The sequence below is a fragment of the Rhizomicrobium sp. genome, from assembly GCA_037200985.1.
Lineage (GTDB): Bacteria > Pseudomonadota > Alphaproteobacteria > Micropepsales > Micropepsaceae > Rhizomicrobium.
This window is the reverse complement of record JBBCGJ010000001.1, coordinates 3,773,030-3,793,193: the sequence shown is the minus strand read 5'-3', so window position 1 is coordinate 3,793,193 and position 20,164 is coordinate 3,773,030. Positions and strand designations below refer to the sequence as shown.

Sequence of the window (20,164 nt, the reverse complement as noted above, 5' to 3'; positions counted from 1 at the left end):
TCTGAGACCATCGCTGCACCGGCGTTCGCTCTCAACGACGGCCATCGCCACAAGTTGGTCCGGGCAAGCGTCAAGAACACCAAACCGAAAGCGGCAGGCACATGAAACTCACAACCTTTCACGCCGATGGCGGCGAACGCATCGGCGCCGTCATGGGCGACGGCATCGTCGAGCTGACCGACCTCGCGCCCGACATGATCGCCCTCATCGCGAACTGGCCCGCGCTCAAGGAAAAGATCGCGCGCCGCGTGAAGGAAGAGCCGCCGCACTACGTCCTCAAGGACGTGCATCTTCGCGCGCCGGTGCCCAGGCCCCAGAAGGTGATGGCCATCGGCCTCAACTATGCCGACCACATCAAGGAGAGCGGAGCGCAAACGCCGGAGCGCCAGATCTGGTTCGCCAAGCTCGGCAATGCGGTGAACGGACCGAACGATCCGATCCAGGTCCCCAAGGCTTCGTCGGCGATCGACTGGGAGGCCGAACTGGTCTTCGTCATCGGCAAGCGTTGCCGCCATGTGACGAAGGAAGAAGCGCCCGGCGTGATCTTCGGTTATGCCTGCGGCAACGATGTCAGCGTGCGCGACTGGCAGTTCCACACGGCGCAATGGCTGGTGGGAAAGTCGTTCGACACCCACGCACCTATCGGACCGTGGATCGTCACCGCCGACGAGATCGGCGATCCGCACACGCTCGGCATCCGCTGCCTCGTCAATGGCGAGATCAAGCAGAATTCGAATACCGAGAATCTCGTCTTCAGCTGCTTCGACCAGATCGCCTATCTCAGCCAGGCGATGACGCTGGAGCCCGGCGACATGGTGTTCACCGGAACACCGGGCGGCGTCGGCCAGTCGATGAAGCCGCCGCAATTCCTCAAGGCGGGAGATACGGTGCGCGTCGAAATCGACAAGATCGGCGCCATCGAAGCGAAGATGATCGCTGAACCTTAGAGAGCCCTTGGCGCAACATCTTCTCGCGTCATCTGCGCTTTGCCGGCTTGCCATGATCGGGGATGCCCAGGAAGGCGAGCGCCATGCGCGACAGCGCGTCGATCGCCACCTCGTCGTCGAGCGGCGGGCTGTCGTTGAGGAGGCGGTGGACGATCGAGCCGTCCACCGAGCGCAGCACGAAGATGCAATCCTGCACGAGGCCTTCGCGGCCGCCCTCGCCGCGCGCGGCGAGGAATTCGGCGAGCAATTCCCCCTGGCGCTGCGTTCCCGCCCGCATGCGCGGCCAGTAATCGGCGCCGGCGCCCGCCAGCGTGCGCTGGAACAGGGCGCGGAAGAAGCCGTGATTGCGCCGCATGATATGGGCGGTATTGCCGATCAGCGTGCGGATCATCGCGCTGGTCGGCTGCTCCTGCCATTCGGGCATGGAGAAGAACCGCGCGCCGTTTTCGAGATTGCGCTCCGTGAAGCGCTGGTGCAGCGCCTTGAAGAAGGCCTCCTTGTCGCGGAAGCGGCGGTAGAAACTGCCGACCGAGCAGTCCGCGGCCTGGGCGATGTCGCTCACATGCGCCGCGTCGTAGCCGAGCCTGGCGAAGACCCTCTCCCCCGCCTGCAGCAGGCGGTCGCGGGCGTTGCGGCTGCGCGCCTGGTTGGCCGGCAGGACGCCGTCTATGCCTTCGAGCGAATCCAAGCTTGCTCCGTCTTCGGTCGGAATTTGCTAGACCAAATCGCCATCCGGCGCCAGCGAGGCCTTTTCAGTAGCGCATCGCGGGCCGCGAAACCGGCCCGTCATGCGTCAACGCGATATGCGTCAGCACCTGCTCGTCATGGTTCATGCGCCAGGAGAGAAGCTTCTGTGCATATTCGAGAACGACGGGCAGATATTGCGGATCGTCGGCGCGGTTGACGTATTCGCCGGGATCCTTTTCGAGATCGAACAGCAGGGGCGGCAGCTTGGTGAAGTGGACGTATTTATAGCGCGCGTCGCGGACGACGTTCATCGTGCATTGATGCAGCGTCAGCGCGAGCCGCTTTTCGGCGCTGTCGTCGGCGGGATCGCGGAAGTCGTATTCCCAATGCGCCTCGGTGCGCCAATTGTCGGGCGCGCCGCGGCCCTCGAGAAAGGGACTGAGCGAAAGGCCGTCGCATTGCAGGGGCGCGTCCGCGCCGATGGCTTCGAGCATCGTCGGCATGATGTCGACATTCTCGGTGAAGCAGCGGACGACCGCCCCGCGGCCCTTGTCGGCCGAAGGCCGCGGATCGCGCACGATCAGCGGGATGCGATAGGACGCGTCGAAATAGCCGCATTTGCCGAGCAGCCAGTGATCGCCCATCTGCTCGCCGTGATCCGAAGTGAAGACGATCAGCGTGTCGTCCCAGCGACCCGTCTGCTTGAGGAAGGCGAAGATCCGCCCGAGAGCCGCGTCCACCTCGCTCATCAGGCCGTAATAGACGGCCTTCATGCGCCGCAGCTTGCGTTCGTCGGCGCCGGCACGGAATTGGCGGCGCGAGAGCTGATAGGCGAGCCAGGGGTGCTGCGCCGCCTCCGCGTCCGGCGTGGCCAGGCGCGCGAAGCCCGGCACAGAGGCCGGATCGTACATCCCGTTGTATGGCTCCGGCGCGACGAAGGGCGGATGCGGCCTCAAGATCGAAAGGTGCGCGATGAACGGGTCTTTGGCGTCGCGCATGTAATCGATGCAGCGGTCGACCAGGAAGTTCGTGTCGTCGTCGGCCTCCGGATAGGCCAAGGGCTTGGGAACGGCGGCGCCGTCTTCGTAGTCAGGGCCTTCGCCGCGATGCGAATAGGCGCCGGCGATGGGTTCGGGGACCGTGTAGCCCTTCGCCTTCAGCCAGTCGGTCCAGGGGTAGGGCGTCTCGCCCATCAGGACGAGCGGCCGGATACCCGGAAGCGGCCCTTCATAGGTGCGCAGCCAGGGATCGTCGTCTTCCAGCGCGCGCGGGTCCAGGCTTGTGTCGGTATAGCCGAACAGCACCGGATCGTAGCCGATGGCGGCGGCTTCCTTGGCCCAGTTGGTGTGGCGTGCGTCGAGCGGGGTGCCGTTGGTGCCGGAGCGGTGGTTCTGCAGATACATCCCGGTGTGCAGCGAGGTGCGTGAAGGCCCGCAGGGCACCGCATTGGCGAAGTGGCTGGCAAACAGGACTCCGTCCCGCGCCAGGGCGTCGAGATGGGGCGTGCGCACCACGGGATGGCCCAGCGCGGAGAGGCACTCCGCGCGCCATTGGTCGGCCGTTATGAAAAGCACATTCAAAGGCTTGGTCATGCCGCAGAGGCTCCGTCCGAAAGACGAGATTGCCTCGGCAGTCCGGCCGGTTAAAGGGCGCTGCCCAATTGAACCGCGAACGTCGGGGGAGGGGGGTACCAGGAACGGGCGGCCTGATGCCCTCAAGGGTATCTGGTCACGATCGGGGATTTGTCGAGGGTGAACATCCCCCAGCCCTGCCCGAGGAGGAGCGCAGGCCGGGGGATTTCGCCGTCCGGGACGTTCCTGGGTAGAACGCGATCCGGCCGGGTGTTCGATGCTGCACCGGCGAATATTGCGCAGTTGCAGCGAAATTCACCGCTTAGTGAATAACGCGCCCCGGCAAGGCGGTCAACCGAATTTCACCAGATGATGAAATGTTCATGCGCGCCGTTCGACGCCGCGCAAACAAAAAGGGGCGCCGGCAACCGGCGCCCCCTGTTCTGTCGTCGGTCCGGCTTACCAGTTGGCGCCGATCGAGATTCCCACGACGCGCGGGTCTTCGGCGAACACGTTGGTATAGAGCGCCGACGTCGGATCCGTCAGGTACTCGCCGGTGGGATTGCGCTTGTCGAAGATGTTGGTCGCAAAGACCCGCGCATACCACGCGCTGTCCGGCGCGTTGAGCTGGACCTGCCCGTTCAGCGTGTCCCAGGCCGCGATGTAGTCCGAACCCGGATCGTTGTTCACGCGCGCCTGCATGCTGGACTGCCAGTAGTAGTCGAGGCGCGGAACGAGCGTGTAGTCGTTGATGTGGAAGGTGTACTGACCGCCGATGCCGACCTGGCCGTTCGGAATCTGCGGCAGGCGATTGCCATGCACGTTGGTGGCGACGCCGTTGCCGTTATGCGCACCGGCGATCGGCGCACCGGTGACGCCGTTCTGGTCGACCGCGTACTGGAAGCCGGCGGCCTCGAGCAGCGGCTCCAGCGCCGGATTGCAGACGCCGTAATTGACCAGCGGCACGCCGAAGGGCGCGTCGATGGCGGCGTTGCCGCCATTGGGAAGGTAGAAGTTGTCGACATGCGCGCCGATCGTGTTGGCCGGCGCCAGGCTGGAATCGCCCGGGGTGTGCCCCATGGTCGCCGCCGTGGTCGGCTGGACGACGCACAGCGAACCGTTGGTCATGTCCTTGACCAGGATCGAGTTGGGCTGGCCTGCGGTCGGATTGCGCTGATCGACCAGGAAGGCGTTGCCGGCCTGCGATTGCGTCAGGCTGAGCGTGAAGTTGAACGCGAGGTCGTCTTCCGGCTGCCACACGAGTTCGCTCTCCAGGCCGTAGAGATGGGCCGGGATGTTGAGCGTGAGCGCCTGGCGGTTGGAGATGATGCCGACCTGATAGTTCTCGTAATTGTAGTACCAGACATCCAGGTTGGCCTGCAGCGAACCGTCGAGCAGGGTGTTCTTGGTGCCGACTTCGATCGCATCCACTGTGGCCGGCTGGTAGATGAGGGGCACGACGAGCGAGCCGGCCGCGTTGTTCTTGTTGACGCCGCCGGCCAGTTCGCCGCGCGACGCGGTCGCGTAGAACTGGGTCTGGTCGGACCAGGAGGTGTGCGGCGACCACTGGATGGTCGCGCGGCCGGTCCACTTGTCGGTGACGTTGTTCTGCTTGCCGTTGACGTCGGTCGGCAGGCGGAACACGCCGGGGAACCCGATGCAGCCCGGCGCCGCGAGACCGCCATTGGCCGTGCAGCTCGGCGTGCCGATGAGAGCGAACCCGTTCGTCAGCAACAGGCCGCCGCCGACCGTTGCGATCGGCGCGCCGGGGGCCGTCGACAGCGGTGCACCCTGGATCGGCGAGGTCAGCGCGCTGGTCCGATCGTCATTGTAGCGGGCACCGGCGATGACCTTGAGGTCGTCTGTGATGTCGTAGGTGGCTTCGAGGAAGGCGGAACGGGACTGGGTGGCGTCGCGGCGCGACTCGCTGTCGAAGGTCGTGTTGGCCTGCATGAGCGGGAGATTGCCCGATGCGCTGCCGGCGAAGGCGCCGATGACCATCGATTCCCAGTCGAGGCCGTTCGAGGCGACCCAGTACTGGCTGCGGCCGTCGAACGACATGAAGAATGCGCCGGCCGAGAAGTTCAGCGGACCGTCGAAGGCGGTCTGGAAGCGGACTTCACCGGTCCATTCGCGCGAAGAGCCGGAGTCTTCGTCATAGCTCGCGAGATAGGGCGTACGCGTGAGGATGCCATGCGCCTGGTCGATGCTGCCGGCATAAGAGCCGAACTTGCCGTTGTAGAAGGTGTTCGAGATCGGCAGCGCGCCGGGCACCGAGAAATAGGGGTCGTAGGCACCGGTCTGATTGGCGCCGCCGATCGCGCCGGCATGCGGAACGGGCGTGTTGTCGCCGAACAGCACCTTGAAGCCGGCGACGGCCGGGCCGATCAGAGAGCTGATGTTCTCAGGCGTCGAGTCCGTATAGTTCTGCTGCGTGAACTGATAGCCGGACGAATAGCCGGCATCGACCGTCGCCTTCAGCCAGTTGTTGATCTTCTGCGACCAGTTGAGCTGGAAGGTCTGGTTCGAGCCCTTGAACTTCGGATTGAAGGGCGTGTCCGAGGTCAGCAGGTCGTGGCTGACGACACCGCCGGCACCGGAGCCGATGCCGTTCACGACCTGCGGGTTCATCGTGAAGGTGCCCGGCGGGAACGGGGGCGAGGGCAGCGGCGCGGCCGACGAATAGGGATTGGGGAACAGGGCGGTGCCGAGGAACGCGCGGCCGACCACCGGACCGGCCGGATCGCCCGGGCCGCCATTGCCGGCGAGCTGGACCAGGCCGAGGCTGTTGCCCAGCGCCTGCGCCGTTGCGAAGGGCACGCCGAAGGAAAGATTGAGCAGCGCCGCGATGCCCTGCTTGGAACCGAGCGTGGTGCCGAGGGTGGAAAGGTTGTTGATGGGCTCGAAGCCCAGCGCGTCGGGCAGACAGCCGATCACGCCCGACGGATCGCGATGGCAAAGCTGCTTATCGCCGCGGACGCGGTTGTCGTTCTCGTAACCGACCTCGCCGACCAGATCGACCGTGGTGTCGTCGCTCGGCTGCCAGCGGACCGAGACGCGGCCCGACGCGGTGCCCTGGCCGTTGATCCGCTTGTCGACCGGGCCGCCCGGAAAAATCTGCGGGCCGCTGTATTCGTTCTTTTCGTAGCCGTCATGGAAGACGCCGAGGCCGGCGACGCGCACGGCGAGCTCGTTGTCGATCAACGGCACGTTGACCATGAACTCCGGCTTCAGCGTGTTGTAGGTACCGTAGTCGAACGAGGCACGCGCCTGGAATTCCTCCAGGTTGGGCTTGGAGGTGATGACGTTCACCGCGCCGCCGGTCGCCGCGCGACCATAGGAGGTCGATTGCGGGCCGCGCGCGACTTCGACGCGATCCACGTCGAAATACTGGCCGTTCACCAGCGAGGGCGCTTCCTGATAGACGTCGTTGATGTTCTGCGCGATGGCGGCGCCGAGGCCGAACTGGGTGGTGATGCCGCGAATCTGGAACTGCGCACCGCCGAAGTTGGACTTCGTGTAGGTCACGCTCGGAACGTGGAACTGGAGATCGCGGAAGCTGTTGACCTGCTTCGCCTTCAGATCGGCGCCGGTGAGCGCCGTGACGGCGAGCGGAACGGTCTGGATGTCTTCCGCCTTGCGCTCGGCGGTGACGACCACGGTTTCGATCTGCGCGAAGGCCGGCGCCGTGAAGGCGGTCGTGACGAGCAGCGCGGCAGCAAATTTGGCGGTATGACCTTTGATGGACACGCGAGTGGACTCCCCTGCGGTTCGCATAAAATCGCGACGCTTATTTCATTGATCGATGAGTGATGACTGCGGGACATTTTGTTGTCAAAGAATTTTCATCGGACATTGAATTATGTTCCGACTGTGTGGCGGAGGGGCCACGTCGATGGATATGTTTGCTGCGCTGCAGCGCAATGCTTTGCGATCTTTGCTGCATTGCACCCGACTTTTTGTCAGAAATTAATGGGGCAAACGCTGCAAACGATCTTTGGGCTTCGGACGATTTGTGTAAGCCTTGTAACAACGACAACAACAGTAATCGTTCCTTTTGGGGGGCAACGATTATGCAGGGAGTGGCCCCAGTCGCGGGGCGTAGAGATCGGGATCGAGCGGTGCGCAAAGGCCGCCGCCCGTTTCGTCGCGCGCTTCTGGACGATAAATCGTCCAAGCGAACGCAAAGAAGCATGGCGACCAGCGAGCGGATCCTGGATGCGGCGGAGGAGCTTTTCGCGCGGCACGGCATCTATGGCGTGACGATGCGCGAGATCGCCGAACTCGCCAGTGTCGATACCGCTTTGCTGCACTACTACTTCGAATCCAAGCGCGGCGTGTTCGACGCGGTCTTCGCGCGGCGCTGCGACGTGCTGAACTCCGAGCGCATGCGGGAGATGGACCGCTATGAAGCCGATGTCGGCGACGCGGTCACGGTCGAGGGCATCATCGCGGCCTATCTGCGGCCCTCGTTCAGCCTGAACCGGCAAGGCGGCCAGGGCTGGCGGAATTTCTGCGCCTTCGTCACCCATCTGGACTCGACCGAACTGGCCGACATCTTCGCCAAGAAATTCGATCCCGTGCTGAAGCGCCTGATCGCGCTGCTGCATCGCGCCCTTCCAGAGGCCGACGAGGCCGATCTGTTCTGGAGCTACCACATGTTCTCCGGCTCGCTGATGCTGGTGAACGCGGCCAACAGCTCGATCGAGAATTTGTCGGGCGGGTTGTGCCTGGCGAACGATTTCGAGGCGATCGAGCCCCGTCTGGTGAGCTATAGCGCCGAGGGCTTCCGGGCGGTCTGCCTCGCCCGCCGCAAGGCCGCGCAGGCGGCGGAGTAGCGGGCTTAGGGTCCGTCTCGGCGAGCGTTGGGGACCCCGGATTTCGGGCCTATCCCACGGAAAACACAAAAAATCTCGTGCCTTATTGACTCTTTGCCGATGGCATTGGCACTATAGAACAAAGAGTGAACAATGTCCATCGATGCAAAAGCCCTGGCCGGTGCGCGGCAGCTTCTGACCCCTATCCTGGGCGGGCCTTCCCGCTGCCTTGCGCCGCTCGGCCATGGCGAGGCCGACCGGACATTGCGGGGCGGACTGATGCGCGGTGCCCTGCACGAAGTCTTCGCCGCCGACGCGGCGGGGTCCGGCTTCGCCCTGGGCCTGGCGCGGCGCGCGAGTGGAACCAAACGGTTTCTCTGGATCGTGCAGGACTATTCCGCGCTCGAGCATGGCCAGGTCAGCGCGACCGGCCTGGCCGAGTTCGGCATCGATCCGGCTTGTGCTCTTCTGATGCGCGCCGCCAACGCGACCGACGCGCTGCGCGCCGGCGCCGATGCGTTGAGCTGCTCGGCGCTGGGTGCGGTGATCGTCGAGATCCCCGGCAATCCGAAAATCCTCGACCTCACCGCCTCGCGCCGGCTGGTGCTGGGCGCGCAGACGAGCGGCGTCACCGCCCTCCTCCTGCGCAGCGAGGCCGAGATCGAGCCCAGCGCGGCGCAGACCCGCTGGCGGGTGCGCAGCGCGCGCTCGACCGGGACCGACGACTGGGGACAGCCGCGCTTCGACGCGGAGCTTGTGCGCAACCGGCACGGAGAGACCGGGCGCTGGATGATGGAGTGGTGTTGTGACGATGACGCTTTTGGCGATCCCTTCGAACAGGCGGCGCATTCTGGCGCTGTGGTTTCCGCGGCTTCCGACCGATCGTCTGCATCGCCGCCGCAAAGACGCGCCGGCTGAGCGGCCGCTGGTCGTCTCGATCCGCAGCGGCAATGCGCGGATCGTCCATGCGGTCGACGCCGAGGCCGCGAAGCTGAAGCTGCAGCCGGGCATGGCGCTCGCCAGCGCGCGCGCCATGGTGCGCGAACTCGATGTGGTCGAAGCCGATCCGCCGGCCGATGCCAGGCTGCTGGCGCAGATCGCCGATTGGTGCGACCGCTTCACGCCCTTCGTCGCGCTCGACGGCCTGGACGGATTGCTGCTGGACGTCACCGGCGCGACGCATCTGTTCGGCGGCGAAGAAAAAATGCTGCGCGACATGCGTGCGAAGATCGGAGGCCAGGGCTTTGCGGTGCGCGGCGCGCTGGCCGGAACGGCGGCGGCGGCGCGGGCGCTTGCCCGCTATGCCGACGGCAGCATCGCCGCGCCGGGCGAGGACGCGAAAGTCATCGCCCCGCTGCCCGTCGCAGCGCTCGACCTGGAGCCGCGCGACACCCATGCGCTGAAGCGCGCGGGCCTCAAGACCATCGCGCAGGTCGCGGGGCGCGGGCGCGGCGAACTCAATGCCCGCTTCGGCAAGGACTTTGTGTTGACCCTCGACCGCGCGCTGGGCCTCAGCGAACAGCCGATCAGCCCGCGCCGCATCCTGCCCGATTTCCTGGTGGAGCATCGCTTCGCCGAGCCGGTGATGACGGAGGAGGTCATCGCCGAGTCGATCCTGTCGCTCGCCCGTTCGCTGTGCGGCGTGCTGGAAGAGCGCGGCCAGGGCGCGCGAATGCTGGAAGCCTCCTTCTTCCGCACCGACGGCGTCGTGCGCCATATCGCCGTCGAAACCGCGCGGCCGCTGCGCGAGCCGGCCGTCATCGCCAGGCTGTTCCGCACAAGGCTGGACGCACTCGGTCCCCGCGAAAGCGGGGATCCGCTCGATCCCGGCTTCGGCTTCGATCTCGTGCGGCTCGCGGCGCTTCATGCGGAACGGCTGGTGCCGGAAAGCATCGGGCTGGAGGCGCGGCCCGACGAGGAAAAGGCCATCGCCTTCCTGATCGACCGGCTGGCGGCGCGCTTCGGATCGCACCGGGTGCTGACATTCCAGGCGCAGGACACCCATATCCCCGAGGCCGCCGGCGTCGCCGTGCCGGCGCAGCACGCGCCGGAAACGGAGATTGCGTTCGAGCCGCGCCTTCCCGGAGAGGCGCCGCGCCGGCCGCTGCGCCTGTTCGAGACGCCCGAACCCATCGACGTCATGGCGCAGGTGCCCGACGGGCCGCCTCTGCGCTTCCGCTGGCGCCGCCTGCTGCACGCCGTCGCGCGGGCCGAAGGGCCGGAGCGCATCGCGATGGAATGGTGGCAGCACCAGACGCCGCGGCCGACGCGCGACTATTTCCGCGTCGAGGACGAGGCCGGGCGGCGCTTCTGGCTCTATCGCGACGGGCTCTATGGGCGCGAGCCCTTTGCGCCGCGCTGGTATGTGCATGGGCTGTTCGCATGAAGACGCGGGACAGGCCAAGGACTTCCTCCCCCGCGTTTGCGGGGGAGGAAAGTGCAATCACAGTTCTTGAAGGCCAGCCGCCTTATGCCGAGATCGCGGTGACGTCGAACTTCTCCTTCCTGCGCGGCGCCTCGCGGCCGGAGGAGCTGGCGCTCACCGCGTATGGTTATGCCTACGAAGCCGTCGGCATCGCCGACCGCAACACGCTGGCGGGCGTGGTGCGCGCCTATGCGGCGTTCCAGGACCCGCGCCTGACGGGCAGGAAGCCGAAACTCCTGATCGGCGCACGGCTGGTGTTCGCCGACGATACGCCGGAGATCCTCGCCTATCCGACCGACCGCGCGGCCTATGGACGGCTGTGCCAGCTCCTGTCGCGCGGCAAGCTCTGCGTGCCGGAGGGACAGAAGCGCGCCACCAAGGGCGAATGCACGCTGTTCCTGCGCGACCTGCTGGATTTCCAGGAGGGATTGCTGCTCGCGGTGATGCCGCCCTCGCGCGGTTCGCTGGCGAGAACGGAAGCGACTTTGCGCCGCCTGCGCGCCGCCGCGCCGGACCGCGTCTGGCTGGCCGCGTCGATGCTCTATCGCGGCGACGACCGGCGCCGCCTGCGCCGCCTCACGCATTGCGCGGACGCGGCGGGCGCGCCGCTGCTGGCGGTGAACGACACGCTCTATCATGCGGCCGAGCGGCGCGCGCTCCAGGATGTCGTCACCTGCATCCGCGAGCATGTGACGATCGACAAGGCCGGCCGGCTGCTGGAGGCCAATGCCGAGCGGCATCTGAAGACGCCGGCCGAGATGACGCGGCTATTCCGCGACTGTCCCGAGGCGATCGCCGAGACGGTGCGCTTTTCGGATCGGATCACGTTCCAGCTCAGCGACCTCAGATACAACTACCCGCATGAGCCGGTGCCGCCGGGCAAGACGGCGATCGGTCATCTGAGCGACCTCACATGGGAGGGCGCCGCCCGACGTTATCCGGACGGCATCCCGGGGAAGGTGCGCGAGACGCTGGAAAAAGAACTCGCGATCATCGAAGAGCGGCACTACGCACATTACTTCCTGACCGTGCGCGACCTCGTGGCTTATGCCAACGAGAAGAATATCCTCTGCCAGGGCCGCGGCTCGGCGGCGAATTCGGCGGTGTGCTACGCCATCGGCGTCACCGCCGTCGATCCCACGCAGATCGACCTTCTGTTCGAGCGCTTCATCTCCGCCGAGCGCAACGAGCCGCCCGACATCGACGTCGATTTCGAGCATGAGCGGCGCGAGGAGGTGATCCAGCACGTCTACAAGCGCTATGGCCATCACCGCGCCGCGCTGACCGCGACCGTCATCCATTATCGTCCGAGGAGCGCGATCCGCGAGGTCGGCAAGGTCTTCGGCCTGTCGGAAGACGTCACTGCCGCGATGGCGGGCAGCGTGTGGGGCAACTGGGGTTCGGAACTAAAGGAATCTCAGGTACGGCAGGGAAAGCTCGATCCCGAGAATCTCGCCATTGCACGGGCGGTGCATTTCGCCAACCAGATCATGGGATTTCCGCGCCACCTGTCGCAGCATGTCGGCGGCTTCGTGCTGACCGACGACGCGTTGAACACGCTAGTGCCGATCGGGCCGGCGGCGATGGACGACCGCTATTTCATCGAATGGGACAAGGACGATCTTGACACGATGCGGCTGATGAAAGTCGACGTGCTGGCGCTCGGCATGCTGACCTGCATCCGCAAGGCCTTCGACCTGTTTCAGACGCACGAAAAGCGGCACTTCGACCTCGCCACCGTGCCGCGCGAGCAGCCCGAGGTCTACGACATGCTGTGCAAGGCCGACGCCATCGGCGTGTTCCAGGTCGAGAGCCGGGCGCAGATGAACATGCTGCCGCGCCTTCGCCCGCGCACATTCTACGATCTCGTGGTCGAGGTGGCGATCGTGCGGCCGGGCCCGATCCAGGGCAACATGGTCCACCCCTATCTCAAGCAGCGCAACAGCAGGACGCCGGTGAAATTTCCCGAGCCGTCGCCCGAGTGCGGCCCCGCGAACGAATTGCACGAGGTGCTCGACAAGACCATGGGCGTACCGCTGTTCCAGGAGCAGGCGATGAAGCTCGTCATGGTCGCGGCGAAATTCACGGGAGAAGAAGCCAACGGACTGCGCCGCGCCATGGCGACCTTCCGCAATCTGGGAACCATCGGCCAGTTCGAGAAGCTGATGATCGGACGGATGACCGAACGCGGCTATACGCTGGAGTTCGCGCAGAACTGCTACAATCAGATCAAGGGTTTCGGCTCCTATGGCTTTCCCGAAAGCCATGCCGCGAGCTTCGCCCATCTCGTCTACATCTCGGCCTGGATCAAGTGCCACCATCCGGCGGTGTTCGCCTGTGCTTTGCTCAATTCGCAACCCATGGGCTTCTATGCGCCGGCCGAGATCGTGCGCGACGCGCGCGTGCACGGCGTGGAGGCGCTGGCACCCGACGCCAATTTCAGCGATTGGGACAACACGCTCGAACGCAATAGCTGCGGCGTGCTCGCGCTTCGGCTCGGCTATCGCCAGATCGGCGGCTTCCGCGAGGATTGGGCGCGCGCCATCGTGGAGAACCGCGGCTATGGCTATCGCTGCTTCGCCGAATTCGTACGCCGCAGCGAACTGCCCAAGAAGGCGCTGATGGTGCTTGCCGAGGCCGATGGGCTCAGGTCCTTCGGGATGGACCGGCGCGAGGCGCTGTGGGCGGTGCGCCGCATTCCCGACCATCACACGCTGCCGCTGTTCGAGGCCCAGCGCCTGAAGGAATTGCCGGCGGAGGCGATCGCGCCCCTGCCCGTCATGCCGCTCAGCGAGCATGTGCTGGCCGACTACCAGACGCTGCGCCTGTCGCTCAAGGGCTATCCGATGCAATTCCTGCGCGAGATGTTTGCGGGCGAAAAGGTCAAGAGCTGCGCCGAGGTCGAGGCGACCGACGACGGGGTCCGGGTGCGTGGCGCCGGTGTGGTGCTGGTGCGCCAGATGCCGGGCGAGGCCGGGGTGGTGTTCATCACGCTCAGCGATGAGACCGGCATCACCAATGTTGTCGTCTGGCCGCGCGTCTTCGAGACCTTCCGCCGCGAGGTGATGGGCGCCCGCCTGCTTCTGATCGAAGGCAGGGTCCAGAAGGCCGACAATGTCGTGCATCTGGTGGCGGAGCGAATCTTGGACCGCAGCCAGGATCTGGAACGCCTGTCCGAGGATACGCTCAGGCCTTTCCAGGGCCGGCTGGAAGACATCGCCTATCAGCGCCCCGATTCCCGCAGCCCGCGACATCCGCGCAATGTCCGCATCCTGCCCAAATCGCGGGATTTCCATTAGCCGGGCCCGGCGCTATAGCGGGTGCGGGGGACAGCCACCTGTACACGTCCAGCACGTTGCGTTTTCGTGGTTTCGCATGGCCGCTCGCCGCGGCCCTGGCCGCCATGCTGCTTGCGATGCCGCTCTGGTGCGTGACGATGCCCGGCATGCCGGATTATCCGGCGCATCTGGCAAGCTTCGCGCTGATCGCGGGCGCGCCGTCGCGGCATTATTTCGTGGAATGGGCCGCCCTGCCGAACCTGGCCACCGAAATCCTCGTGCCGCTGCTCGGCCGCGCGATGCCGCTCGAAGCGGCGGCGAGGACCGTGCTGACCGCGACGGTGGTGCTCTGGGTCTTAGGTCCCGCACTGATCCAGCGCGCGCTGTTCGGTCGGGTCGGGCCGGGTGTGCTGCTGTCGGCCTTCTTCGCGTACAACGCCAATTTCACCTGGGGCTTCTTCAACTACACCTTCGCGGTCGGCCTCGCCTTCGTCGTCTTCGCCGCTTGGATCGCGACCGATGGCCGGCGGACCGCCCTTCACCTCGCCGGCTTCGCCATCGCCTTCACGGCGATCTATTTCAGCCATCTCTTCGGCCTCGCCGTGCTTCTGCTCGCCATAGGCGGCTATGAATTGCCCGCGCTGGCCGCGGAACGGTTCGCCGTCCTTGCGCTGACGCGCCGGGTCTTGGGGCCCGCGCTTTGCTGCCTGCCCGCCGCGCTGGCATTCGTCCTCTTGAAGCCGAAGGCGGCCGGCGGCGACAATTTCGGATTCTATCTGCTCGGAACGCTCCAAGACCGCTTCGAGGCCGCGATCCAATTCGGCTTCGACAAGCCGGCGCTACCGCTTACCGCCGCGCTGATCGCGCTCTTCGTCCTTGCCGTCGCGACCGGGCGCGCGGTCGTCCATCCGCGCATGCGCTTAGCCCTTGCCCTGTTCGCGCTGGCGGCGCTGTTCGCGCCGGAATGGGCGATGGGCGGCTGGGGCGTGCACTTTCGCCTGCCGGCGGTGGCGGGCGCGCTGGCTTTCGCATCCCTGGACTGGAAAGCGGCGCCCCGCGCGCTCGCCGCCGGCGCCGCGATCGCGCTGGCGCTTCTCGCCGCCGGCGCGCTGCTTCTGGCGCGGGACTGGCAGCGCTACGACGCGCAATATACCGAATTTCGCGCCCATGACGGCGCGATACGGCCGGGCGCGAAGCTGCTGACGGTGCTCGACGGCGATTCGCTCGGCTGGTCGGCCGACCAGCCCTATTGGCACATGGCAGAGTTCGCGGTGATCGACCGCGGCGCGTTCACGCCCCTGATGTTCACCACCGGCGGCCAGCACGTCGTACGTCTGCGCCCGCCGCTGGAGCGCATCGCGGCGGCCACGGCGCAGCAGGGTTCGCCGCCGGATATCGACGAGCTCGACGATCTCGCGGCGGGGCGCATGGAAGAGGACGAGGACTACCGCGCCGTCTTTCCCTATCTGATGCATTTCCAGTGCCGCTATGACGAGGCGCTGGTCGTCCACGGCGCCGGGCCGCATGCGCGCGTGCCCCTCATGCTGCGCAAGCGACTGGAAGGAAGCTTCTATACGCTTTACGACGTCGTCCCGGACCAGACCTGCACCCGCCGATGACGACCGACTCGCTTGGGCTGCGCACCCTGACCGCGCTTCTGGCGGCCGGCGTCGCGCTCGGCCTGATGCACATCGCCTGCGCGATCGGCTTCCATGTGCCGTTCGATCCGAACGAGGGTTGGAACGCCTATTTCGCGCAAGCCGCGATGGCGACCGGCTCGCCCTACCCGGCGCCGCAGAGCCTTTTGATCGACAACTACCCGCCGCTGTCGTTCTACATCGTCGGCGCGGTCGCCGCGCTCACCGGCGACGCCGTCATCGCCGGCCGCATCGTGGCGCTGGCAGCGCTGTTCGCGGTCGCGCTCGGCATCGAGACGGCGGCGCGGCGCATGGGCTGCAGCCGGATGGAGGCGGCATTCGCCGCGCTGTTCTTCGCCGCCGGCGTGATGCTGACCAGCGACTATGCCGGCATGGACGATCCGCAGATGCTCGGCCACGCGGTGGCGATCGGCGGGCTTGTCGTCGCGCTGCGCGAGCCGCGCACGCCGCGCGCCATGGTCGTCGCGGCGCTGCTGTTCGCTCTCGCCTTCTTCGTCAAGCACAACCTCGTCGTGCTGCCGCTGGCCGTGGCGGCCTGGCTGGCGCTGCTCGACCGCCGCTCGGCCGCGACCTTCGCCGGCAGCGGCATCGTCTTCTTCCTGATCGGGCTTGGATTGTTCAAACAGGCCTATGGGTTCAGCCTGTTCCATGCGATCGATTCGGCGCGGACATATTCCTTCGCCAATATCGAGACGGCTGGTGCGCAGTGGCTGCGCTGGAGCGCGATCCCGCTGCTGGGCGCGACCGCGCTGTACATCTTCGGTCGGCGCGACCGGCATGTCGTGTTCTGCGCGATCTATGTCGTGCTGGCGACCGTCGCGGGCCTCTATTTCAGCGGCGGCGCGGGCGTCGACGCCAATGCGCTGTTCGATGCGGACATCGCGCTCGCGCTGAGCGCCGGCGTGCTGATGAATCGCCTTCCGGCCGGCCAGAGCGTCGCCGCCGCACTCTATGCCGTTCCGCTGGCGCTGGGCATCGCGAGCCTGGGGGCCGATTGGCGGAGCGACGATTATTGGCTTCGCCCGATGGCGCAGGACCGCGCCGCGGCGCGGGCGCAGATCGCGCTGCTGCACGACGCGAAAGGACCGGTGCTCTGCGAGATGCTGTCGCTCTGCTATTGGGCGGGAAAGCCGGCCGAGGTCGACGTCTTCAACATCGAGCAGGCCTATCTCACCGGCGCCCGCAGCGATGCCGGACTGGCGCAGGCCATCGCGGCGCGGCACTACGCGCTGATCCAGCTCGAGGAGCTGTCGCCCTTTCCGCTGACGGAGAATGTCCACCGCGCGCTCGACCGGAACTATCACATCGTCCTGCAGGACGACGACCGGGCGATCTTCGCGCCGCGCTAACCGTGCGCCTTCACCGTGCCGGTGCGTTCGAGCTTGCCCCAGCCGACCACCGCACCGCGGATCGCCGCCGAGATCGAGCGCACCACCACATAGTACATGAGCTGGCGATAGCCGAAGCGCTGCAAGGGCAGCCATAGGAGGAGGCGCCAATCCTCGCCGCGCTCCATCAGGAAGCCGAAGGTCGCGGCCAGCAGGTCGACCACGATGAACACGATGTAGTAGACGCCGACGGTGATGAGATCGACGTTGCTGAACTCCGAGCCGTGCTGCGCATAGGCGATCCACTGGCCGACGAGTTGCCAGATCAGGAGGAGATCGGCGAGCGGCGCCAGCGCGGTGAGCGCGATCTGAAACAGCCAGACCTGCGGCAGGGCGAACAGGCCGAGCGCGCCATAGCGCGGATTGAAGGTCAGGCCGCGATATTTCCACAGGCATTGCAGCGTGCCGAAGGCCCAGCGAAAACGCTGCCGCGCCAGCCCGCGCACGGTCGAGGGCGCCTCGGTCCAGGCGATCGCCGACGGATCGAAGCGGACGCGGTAACCCTTGGCCTGGAGGCCGATGGTGAGGTCCTGGTCCTCCGCCAGCGTGTCGGAGTGGAAGCCGCCCATCGCCTGAAGCGCCGATTTGCGCCAGGCGCCCACCGCGCCGGGGATGACGGTGAGCGTGCCGAGCGCCGCCAGCGCGCGCCGCTCCAGGTTCTGCGCCACCACATATTCCAGCGCCTGCCAGCGCGTGATCATGTTGGTGCGGTTGCCGACCTTGGCGTTGCCGGCGACGGCGCCGATCTGCGGATCGGAGAACCAGCGCACCAGCCGCGGGATGGTGTCGCGCTGAAACTGGGTGTCGGCATCCAGCGCGACGAGGATGTCGCCGGCCGCCTTGCCGAGGCCGATGTTCAGCGCCGCCGCCTTGCCGCCGTTGACGACGCGGATCAGCGTGACGCGGTCGTTCGCGCCGAACGCCGCCTGCAGCACGCCGGAGGTGTTGTCCGCCGAGCCGTCGTCGATCACCAGGACGTCGAGGTCCTTGTGGTCGCTGCTAAGGATGCGCTCGACGGTCTCGACGATCACCTTTTCCTCGTTATAGGCGGGGATGATCACGGTGACATGCAGCGATTCCTTCGGCGGCAATTTGCGCGCCTCGGCCTCGCGGCGCGCATTCCACAGGCTGAGGCCGGCGAGGAAGAAGAGCCGCGAGACGCCGAGCCATATGGCCGCAAGGAAGGCGTAGTACAGGGCGCGGCTGAGCCAGCTCACGGTAAAGAACACGACCCGGTCGGTCAGCAGCGACATGGTCGGCGACAGCGGCGGCATCGCCTGGTCGCGCGTCAGCCCGATGAGCTGCGAGGCCATCACGAAGCGAAGGCCCCGCGCCCGCAGCTTGTCGATCAGCACCGGCAGCGCCGCAACGGTCTGGGCGCGGTCGCCGCCCGCGTCATGCAACAGGATCGTGTTGCCTTTGGCGCTCGCCGGCGCGTGATCGAGCGCATAAAGCACGCGATTGACGATGGCATCGGCGCCCGGCAGCGACCAGTCGACCGGATCGATATGCTCGCCGACCGTGATGTAGCCGAGGCTCTGCGCGATTTCGACGGGAAGTATCTCGCTGTCGTCGTCCGGCTCCGCGTCGCCCAGATAAGGCGGCCGGAAAAGCACGAGCGAGCGGCCGGTCAGCGCTTCGAACAGGCGCTGCGTGGCGTTCAGCTCCAGCGTCACGGCCTGGCTGGGCGTGTCGGCGAGGTTGGGATGGGTATAGGTGTGGTTCCCGAGCTCATGGCCTTCGTCGAAGATCCGCTGGACGATGTCGGGGTGGGCCTCCGCATTGCCGCCGATGATGAAGAAGGTGGCCTTGACGTGCTTTTCCTTGAGGATGTCGAGAATCTGCGGCGTCCATTCGGCATCGGGGCCGTCGTCGAAGGTCAGCGCGATCTTGCCTTTCGAATAGCCGAACTGGCGGATCACGTAGTTGGTCGGCAGCGTCGTATAGCTCTCGTCGTCGATGTCGCCGCTATGGGGATCGATCTCCAGCTTGCGCGCGCCGGGCGAAGGTTCGGCCTCGACCCGAAAGAACTCGCCCTCGCCTTCGTAGTCGATATCGGAAACGAGCGTGATCCGGCGCAGCCCGTCCGGCGCGCCGGCGCCGTAGCTGCGCCCCATCACCTCCCAGATCGAAGGATCCTCGGTGCCGATCCGCCACAGGGCGTAGCCGGCGGGCCGATAGATGTCGGAGGCGTGCATCTGGTTGTAGGCGGTGACGGCGTCGAGGAACCAGACGTCGTGCGTGATGTGGTCGTCTTCGATGTAGGAGAAATGCGGGTTGTTGGTGGCGTCGTCGAAATCGATCATCGCCTCCGAATCGTGGGCCGCGACGACAGCCTCCTCGAAGGACAGATCGTCGGCGTGATCGCCGTTCCAGTCATAGCCGTAGGAGCCGATGCCGACGAGCGTGTGGCTCGGCGGCAGCGCGCGCATGCGCTTGTCGAGCGTCTCCTCGAACCAGCTCTGCGCCGCGATGGCGCCCGCCGGTCCGGTGTCGTCGTGCTGGTCGTAGGCCATGAGCAGCGTGTAGTCGACGAGCCGCGCATAGGCTTGATAGGGCCAGTCTTCGTCGTCGAACGGCACCGCCATGACGACGATCCAGCCATGCGGCAGGAACGCCGCCGAGAGACTCTTCAGGAACGCTTCCACCGCAGGATGGCCATCGGCGGGGATTTCCTCGAAATCGACGACGATCCCTTGAAGCTTGTTGGCGCCGACCAGGGCCGTCATCCGACGCACCAGATCGTCGCTGCGCGTCTTGTCCTTGAGCAGGCGGGCGAGGCCGGCGCCGTCCCATTTGCCGTCCGTCGCGTTCTGCAGCACGGGCAAGATGGCGATGTTCGCCCGCTTGGTCCGAATATCGCTCAGCATATGCGGATCGAGCGTGCTCCTAAGGTCCATGTTCGGGCCTTGCAGCCCGAGCCAGGTCGGCATCACCCAGTCGAGCTTGGGCAGGGCGCGCAGGAGCGCCGGATAGGCCGAATCCGACGCCGGATGCCAGCCCGGAAAGAAGGCGACCGCCAGCGAACGGTTGGCCTGGGGCTTCAGGATCGAGGCGAGCGGGCGGCTATGCAGGCCCCGCTCGTTGCGTTCGCGACGCGTGCGGGCCAGTTCCTCGCGCCGGGCGCGGGCCTCGGTCGCGAGCCGTTCGGCGGAGCGCACCAGGCCGGGCGCCTGCGCCTTTCGCTCCAGTTCGGGAAGATTGACGGCGACCAGCCGCCCGGGCAGCCGCAAGGGCGCCGCGGTGGGCACGGTCAGGAGGCTAACAACGAAGGCCGCCCCCAGCGCCAGGCTGAGGACCGCCGCCGTCCATCCCACGACGGACGCGCCGAAGGCGCGCCGCCCTGTGGCGTCGAAAAAGACCGGCTTGTTCGACATAGTCCCTAGATCGACC

The 20,164-nt window shown here is 66.3% G+C and carries 11 protein-coding genes; 7 read left to right on the top strand and 4 right to left on the bottom strand.

What is annotated here, in order from left to right; translation table 11 throughout:
* The first annotated feature begins 101 nt into the window (after positions 1-101).
* Positions 102-947: a fumarylacetoacetate hydrolase family protein gene (locus tag WDN01_18720; protein ID MEJ0028064.1), complete on the top strand. Its 846-nt coding sequence runs from the start codon at positions 102-104 to the stop codon at positions 945-947.
* A gap of 28 nt (positions 948-975) precedes the next feature.
* Here WDN01_18720 and WDN01_18715 read toward each other — a convergent pair whose 3' ends face one another.
* The 3 genes from WDN01_18715 to WDN01_18705 form a co-directional block, all read right to left on the bottom strand.
* Positions 976-1,635: a TetR/AcrR family transcriptional regulator gene (locus tag WDN01_18715; GenBank protein MEJ0028063.1), complete on the bottom strand. Its 660-nt coding sequence runs from the start codon at positions 1,633-1,635 to the stop codon at positions 976-978.
* Between the two features lie 64 nt (positions 1,636-1,699).
* Entirely contained in the window at positions 1,700-3,226 is a 1,527-nt protein-coding gene (locus WDN01_18710) for an alkaline phosphatase family protein (GenBank protein MEJ0028062.1), read from the bottom strand.
* Between the two features lie 438 nt (positions 3,227-3,664).
* Complete coding sequence (locus WDN01_18705; GenBank protein MEJ0028061.1) at positions 3,665-6,955, bottom strand: TonB-dependent receptor; 3,291 nt, start codon at positions 6,953-6,955, stop codon at positions 3,665-3,667.
* Positions 6,956-7,398: 443 nt separating this feature from the next.
* Between WDN01_18705 and WDN01_18700 the strand changes: the two genes are divergently transcribed.
* From WDN01_18700 to WDN01_18675, 6 genes are all read left to right on the top strand, one after another.
* A complete protein-coding gene (locus WDN01_18700) occupies positions 7,399-8,043 on the top strand; it encodes a TetR/AcrR family transcriptional regulator (protein ID MEJ0028060.1) in 645 nt (214 codons plus the stop codon).
* A gap of 132 nt (positions 8,044-8,175) precedes the next feature.
* Entirely contained in the window at positions 8,176-8,940 is a 765-nt protein-coding gene (locus WDN01_18695; protein ID MEJ0028059.1) for a hypothetical protein, read from the top strand.
* Entirely contained in the window at positions 8,834-10,408 is a 1,575-nt protein-coding gene (locus WDN01_18690) for a hypothetical protein (protein ID MEJ0028058.1), read from the top strand. The genes WDN01_18695 and WDN01_18690 overlap by 107 nt, the downstream gene beginning before the upstream one ends.
* The gene (locus WDN01_18685; GenBank protein ID MEJ0028057.1) at positions 10,405-13,746 is read left to right on the top strand and encodes an error-prone DNA polymerase; all 3,342 of its coding nucleotides are present in this window, start codon (positions 10,405-10,407) and stop codon (positions 13,744-13,746) included. Before WDN01_18690 ends, WDN01_18685 begins: the two co-directional genes overlap by 4 nt.
* 56 nt (positions 13,747-13,802) lie before the next feature.
* Positions 13,803-15,344 carry a hypothetical protein gene (locus WDN01_18680; protein MEJ0028056.1) on the top strand — a complete coding sequence of 514 codons (1,542 nt, stop codon included), beginning with the start codon at positions 13,803-13,805 and terminating at the stop codon, positions 15,342-15,344.
* Positions 15,341-16,732, top strand: a complete 1,392-nt coding sequence (locus tag WDN01_18675; protein ID MEJ0028055.1) for a glycosyltransferase family 39 protein — start codon at positions 15,341-15,343, stop codon at positions 16,730-16,732. The genes WDN01_18680 and WDN01_18675 overlap by 4 nt, the downstream gene beginning before the upstream one ends.
* Here the strand turns inward: WDN01_18675 and WDN01_18670 are convergent.
* Positions 16,729-20,148, bottom strand: coding sequence for a glycosyltransferase (locus tag WDN01_18670; protein MEJ0028054.1), 3,420 nt, complete (start codon positions 20,146-20,148; stop codon positions 16,729-16,731). The genes WDN01_18675 and WDN01_18670 overlap by 4 nt on opposite strands.
* Positions 20,149-20,164: the final 16 nt, after the last annotated feature.